General features: G+C 67.1%; 2 protein-coding genes. Both read right to left on the bottom strand.

The window, feature by feature from the left end:
- Nucleotides 1-6,125: non-ribosomal peptide synthetase (locus tag QMX96_RS26255; RefSeq protein WP_282362696.1), on the bottom strand; the 6,125-nt coding region annotated here is incomplete at its 3' end.
- 14 nt (nt 6,126-6,139) lie between these two features.
- Nucleotides 6,140-6,629 (bottom strand): phosphopantetheine-binding protein (locus QMX96_RS26250; RefSeq protein WP_282362695.1); only part of this gene is annotated, 490 nt, incomplete at its 5' end.

Raw genomic sequence — 6,629 nt, 5'->3', positions numbered from 1 at the left:
TCGCGGTAGCTGAGCTGGGCGTCACCCAGGGTCAGCGCGATGGAGCCCGGCGCACGCGCAGCCTGGGCTTCGATCAGTTCATGGAGGCAGCGCTGGCTGGCGAACTGCGCAGGCGCCGGGTTCCATTCGGCCAGCACCTCGCGCTGCTCGGCCTGCTCCATCAGCGCCAATGTGCCCAGGGGCCGATCAGCCGCCGAGGGCATGGCCAGCAGCAGGTGGCCCAGCTGCGCGGCGATCTGCTCGATCGTGGCCGGTGCGAAGTGCGCCAGGTCGTAACTCATGTGCAACGACAGTTCGTCGCCAAGCCCCACGGCCAGGGTCAACGGGTAGTTGGTCTGTTCGTGCTGCTCCATCGCGCCGAAGCGCAGGCCCTCTGGCGCCGCCTGCTCCAGCACCTCGGCCACCGGGTAGTTCTCGAACACCAGGATATTGTCGAACAGCGCCTCACCGCCCTTGCCGGCCCAGCGCTGCACTTCGAACAGCGGTGTGTGCTCATGCTCGCGCAGGCTCAGGTTCTGTGCCTGGACCTGCTGCAGCCACTGGCCGACCGTCAGCTCCGGGCGCGGGCTGGCGACCACCGGCAAGGTGTTGATGAACAGCCCGATATGCTGCTCGACCCCCTTGAGTTCGGCTGGGCGCCCCGCCACCGTGGCGCCGAAGGCCACGCATGCTTGCCCGGTATAGCGTTGCAACAGCAACAGCCAGGCCGCCTGCAGCAGGGTATTGACGGTGACTTTCTGTTCACGGGCAAAGCGTTGCAGGCGCCCGGTGTCGGCGGCCTTCAGGGTCAGGTAGTGATTGGCATAGCCATCGCCGGCAGGCGTCGATACCCGAGCCAGGCGTGTCGGCTCCTGCAAGTCGCGCAACTGCTCGCCCCAGAAGGCTTCGCTGCGCTGACGGTCCTGACGCTGCAACCAGGCGATGTAGTCGCTGTAGTTGCCAACGGCGACCTGCGGTGCCTGCCCGCAATAGCGTTGCAGCACCTCGCCCAGCAACTGCGAATTGCTCCAGCCATCCATCAGGATGTGGTGGTGGGTATAGATCAGGTGGTAGCGCTGCGCCCCGCTCTGCACCAGGTGCAGGCGCAACAGCGGCGCGTGGCCCAGCTCGAAGCCGCGGCGACGCTCGTTGCCAGCCAGCGCGGCCACCGCCTGTGCCAGGTCGTCGCGCTCACGCCAGTCGTGCACCTCGAAACTCAGCGTGGCCTGGCGCAGCACCGCCTGCAACGGCTGCAGCAGCGGCGGCTGCCAGAGAAATGCGGTACGCAGGATGTCGTGCGCGTCCACCGCATCCTGCCAGGCGCGTGCAAAGCGCACGGGGTCGAGCCCGTCGATCTCCAGGCTCATCTGCGTGATGTAGTCGGCACTGTCCTGCTGGTACAGGCTGTGGAACAGCATGCCTTGCTGCATCGGCGACAGCGGGTAGAGGTCCTTGAGGGTAGGCGCGGCAATCGGCAAGGCATCCAGCTGGGCCTGCTCGAGTCCCGCCAGCGGGAAGTCCGACGGCGTCACGCCACCGGCCTCGGGGCTGCAGCAATGCGCGATCAGCAGGCACAGTTCGTGGCCATAAGCATCGGCCAGGCGCTGCACGCTGGCGGTATCGAACATGGCGCGGCTGAAGGTCCAGTTCAGTTCCAGCTCGCCCTTGTAGACCTGGCCATTGATGCTCAGCCAGTTGTCCAGCGGCGCCTCGGCGCTTTGCGGGTTGCCGGCCGCATCGCCGCAGGGCGTGAACAACGCGGTGGCGTCGGCGAAGCTGGCATCGAACTGGCCCAGGTAGTTGAAGGTGATGCGCGGCGTCGGCAGCTCGCCCAGCGCACGGCGCGCCGCCTCGTCGCCCAGGTAGCGCAGGGCGCCGAAGCCGATGCCCTTGTCGGGGATGGCGCGCAGCTGCTGCTTGATTGCCTTGATCGAGTCACCCAGGCCTGCGGCCGGGGTCAGCTTGAGCGGGAACACGCTGGTGAACCAGCCCACGGTGCGGGTCAGGTCCTGGTCCTCGAACAGCTCCTCGCGGCCATGCCCTTCCAGTTGCAGCGCCACTGCCGGGGCCTGCGTCCAGCGGGTCAGCACCCGGGCCAGCGCGGTCAGCAGCAGGTCGTTGACCTGGGTGCGGTAGGCGGCGGGCGCTTGCTGCAGCAACTGACGGGTCTGCGCCAGGTCCAGGCGCGTACTGACACTGGCAGCCTGGCGGTTGCTCAGGTCGCCTTGCGGGTGCTCGGACGGTAACGCCAGCGCCACCCCCTGCAACTGGTACTGCCAGTAATCCAGCTGGGCCTGCACCGCTTCACTGCGCGCATGCTGCTGGAGCCACTGCGCCCAGCGTCTGATCGATGTGGTCCTGGGCGGCAGCTGCACGGCCTGCCCGTCACGCAAGGCGGCGTAGGCCTGTTGCAGGTCCTCGAACAGGATGCGCCACGATACGCCGTCCACCGCCAGGTGATGGATCACCAGCAGCAGGCGCTGCTCGCCCTGCGCCAGGTCGACCAGCAGGCCGCGCAACAGCGGGCCATGCTGCAGGTCCAGGCTGGCCTGCGCGGCCTCGCCCAAACTGTCGAGCTCGTGCAGCGACGCCGCCTCGCGATGCCACAGCAGCGCCGTGCCCGGCTCGGCGACGGCGTGGGCGTGCCAGCCGTCGGCCCGCTGCTCGAAGCGCAGGCGCAGCGCATCGTGATGCGCGACCACCGCCTGCAAGGCACGCTCGAGCAGCGACGCGTCGAGTGCCTGCGACGGCTTGAGCAGCACCGATTGGTTCCAGTGGTGACGCTGCACCTGCACACTGTCGAAGAACAGCTGCTGCATCGGCAGCAGCGGTGTCGGGCCGACCAGTGCTACCTGTTCCGGCGCGGTGCCGGCGGTGCCGACCTGCGCCACCGTGGCCAGGCTTTGCACGGTCTGGTGCTGGAACAGATCCTTGGGGCTGATACGGATGCCCGCCTGACGTGCACGGCTGACCACCTGGATCGAGATGATCGAATCCCCACCAAGCTCGAAGAAGTTATCGGTCAGGCCTACCTGCTCGAGCTTGAGCACGTCCTGCCAGATGCTCGCCAGGCGCTGTTCCAGATCGCTCTGCGGGGCCACGTAGACGCTCTGCAGCAAGCTGGCATCGGGTTGCGGCAGGGCCTTGCGATCGAGTTTGCCGTTGCTGGTCAACGGCAACTGCTCGAGCAACAGCAGGTGCGCCGGCACCATGTGCTCGGGCAGGTCCTCGCGCAGCTGCGCCTTCAGCGCCTCGCGCAGTTCGCCCGGGTCGATGCCCGGCGTGCGCGGCACCACGTAGCCGACCAGTTGCGCGCCACTGGCCCCCGCCTGGGCCAGCACCACGGCCTGGCGCACCTGCGACAGTGCCTGCAGCCTGGCCTCGATCTCGCCCAGCTCGATACGGAAGCCACGGATCTTGACCTGATGGTCGATGCGCCCGATGTACTCGATCACCCCGTCGGCGCGATAGCGGGCCAGGTCGCCGGTGCGATACAGGCGCTCGCCCGCAGCGCCGAACGGGTCGGGGACAAAGCGCGTGGCCGTCAGGTCGCCGCGATTGAGGTAACCACGCGCCAGACCCGCCTGGCCGATGTACAACTCACCGATGCAGCCCCTGGCCACCGGGTTGAGCGCGCGGTCGAGCAGGTACCAGGACAGGTCCGGGATCGCCTCGCCGATCGGGCTGCCGGCCTCCCCCGCCAGGTCTGCCAGGCGCAGCGGACGGTAGCTCACATGTACCGTGGTTTCGGTGATGCCGTACATGTTGGTCAATTGCGGCTGCCGGTCGCCGAAGCGCTCGAACCACGGGCGCAGGTTCTTCACCTCCAGCGCCTCGCCACCGAACACCACGTGGCGCAAGGCGTTGCGTGCGCCGGCATGCTCGGGCGCACAGGCCACCTGCATCAACTGACTGAAGGCCGAAGGGGTCTGGTTGAGTACCGTGACACCCTCCTTGAGCAGCAAGGCATGAAAGTCCTCCGGCGAGCGGCTGACGTCATGTGGCACCACCACCAGGCGCCCGCCATACAGCAACGCGCCGAAGATCTCCCACACCGAGAAGTCGAAGGCGTAGGAATGGAACAGGCTCCACACATCGTCCGGGCCGAACGCGAACCAGTGCTCGGTGGCGGCGAACAGGCGCAGCACGTTGTGATGGGCAAGCAAGGTGCCCTTGGGCTTGCCGGTGGAGCCCGAGGTATAGATCACGTAGGCCAGGTTGGCCGGGGTCAGCACCACCTGTGGATTGTGCGGGCTGTAGCCGCTTGTATCGTCGCTCAGCAACAGGCACTGCACACCGCCGTCAAGCGGCAACTGCGCCAGCAGCGATGGCTGGGTCAGCAGCAGACCGATGCCGCTGTCCTCGATCATGTAGGCCAGGCGCTCGCTCGGGTAGGCCGGGTCCAGCGGCACATAGGCACCGCCGGCCTTGAGGATGGCCAGCAGCCCCACCAGCATCTCCAGGCTGCGCTCGACCGCCAGGCCGACCCGCACATCGGCGCCCACGCCCTGTTCGATCAGGCGGTGGGCCAGACGGTTGGCACGCTCGTTGAGTTCGCCATAGCTGAGCCGGGCCTCGCCGCAGCACAGCGCAATCGCCTGCGGCGTCCGCTCGACCTGGGCCTCGATCATCTGGTGCAGGCACTGTGTGACCGGGAACGCACGGGGCTGGCCATTCCACTGGCGCAGGGTTGCCTGCTGCTCGGCCGGGCCCAGCAGGGGCAACTCGTCGATGCGCCCGGCCGGGTTGGCGAGGATCGCCTGCAACAGGTTCAGCCAGTGCCGGCCCATGCGCGCGGCGGTGCTTGCCTCGAACAGGTCGGTGGCGTAGGTCAGCGCTGCCGCCAGGCCTTCAGGGTTGTCGTAGGTGTTGAGGGTCAGGTCGAACTGCGCGGTGGGGTTGTCCCAGTGCAGCGGCGCCAGGGTCAGGCCCGGCAGTTGCGCCGCCGGGTTGCCCTGGGCCTCGCCCTGGTGGTTGTACATCACCTGGAACAGCGCGTTATGGCTCAGGTTGCGCTGCGGCTGCAACGCGTCCACCAGTTGCTCGAAGGGCAGGTCCTGGTGGTCCTGCGCAGCCAGCACGCACTGGCGTACCTGCTGCAACAGCGCGCGAAACGTCAGGGGCGCATCGAACTGCGCCTTGAGGATCTGCGTATTGACGAAGAACCCGATCAGGCCTTCGGTCTCGACCCGGTTGCGGTTGGCCACCGGCACGCCCACGCGAATGTCGGGCTGGCCGCTGTAGCGGTGCAGCAGGGTCTGGAACGAAGCCAGCAGCAGCATGAACAGGGTCACGCCCTCGGCCTGGGCCAGGCGCTTGAGCCCTGCACCCAGTTCGACGGGCAACTCGATACCCAGTTGCGCGCCCCTGAAGCTCTGCTCGGCCGGACGGGTGCGGTCCAGGGGAAGCTCCAGCACCGGCTGCTCCCCCCCCAGTTGCGCGGTCCAGTAGGCCAGTTGGCGGTCACGTTCGCCGGCCTCCATCCATTGGCGCTGCCACAGGGCGTAGTCGGCATACTGGATCTTCAGGGCGGGCAGCTCCAGGGTCCGGCCCTGGCTATGGGCGGCATACAGGCGCATCAGTTCGTCGACCATGATCTGCATCGACCAGCCGTCGGAAACGATATGGTGCTGCACGATCACCAGCACATGCTGCGTCGCACTCACCTGCAGCAGCGTGGCACGCACCAGCGGGCCCTGCTGCAGGTCGAACAGGCTGCGCGTCTGCGCCTCGACGAAGGCCTTGATCGCCGCCGCGTCGGCATTGGCCAGGGTCGCCCGGCCAAGGCTGAACGGCACGTGCTCGGCAATCTGCTGCAGGGTCTGCTCGGCGTGCTGGACAAAGGTGGTGCGCAGCGCTTCATGACGCTCCAGCAGCGCTGCAAAGCTGCGCTCCAGGGCCTCGACGTTCAGATCGCCGTCCAGCGACAGCGCGCTGGACAGGTGATAGGCCGCGCTACCGGGGTCCAGCTGCCAGAGGAACCACTGGCGTTCCTGGGCGTACGACAGCAACAGCGGCTCTTCGGGTTTTCGCTTGAATACCGGGGCAATGCCAAAAAGGTTGATGCCCTTCTGTTTGAGCATTATCGCCAAGGCCTTGCGCTCCCTTGGTGACAGCTCGCCCACCGCCCCGATCAATTCTTGCACGCCACTACTCCTGGTTATGAAATCAGCTTCTCGAGCTCTTCAGCTGATAAACGTTTGAGGGCAGCCAAAGATTTAGCCAATTCGTCCTCCACCGGCTGGGTGTCGACCTGCAAGGCTTGCACGCTGGCGCTGAACGCCAGCAGATCCTCGGCAATGAACAGGTCCTTGAGCGGTACCTCCAGTCCCAGCTGCTCGCGCAGGCGCACGATCACCTGGGTGGCCAGCAGCGAGTGCCCCCCGAGCTCGAAGAAGCTGTCGGCCAGGCCGACCTGCGCGCAGCCCAGCACCTGCTGCCAGATGGCGGCGATGCGCTGCTGCAGCTCGGTCTGCGGCGCCAGATACTCACGCTGCAACAGGCTCGCATCCGGCGCCGGCAAGGCGCGGCGGTCGAGCTTGCCGTTGGCCGTCAGTGGCCATTGCTCCAGGAACAACAAGTGCGTGGGCACCATGTAGTCCGGCAGTTCGGCCTTGAGCCGGGTTTTCAGTTCTTCCCGCAGGGCCGTG

The sequence above is a fragment of the Pseudomonas sp. PS01300 genome, assembly GCF_029960155.1.
In the GTDB taxonomy this organism is placed as follows: Bacteria; Pseudomonadota; Gammaproteobacteria; order Pseudomonadales; family Pseudomonadaceae; genus Aquipseudomonas; species Aquipseudomonas palmensis.
The sequence above is the reverse complement of the archived record's forward strand: the minus strand, read 5'-3'. Positions and strand labels throughout refer to the sequence as shown.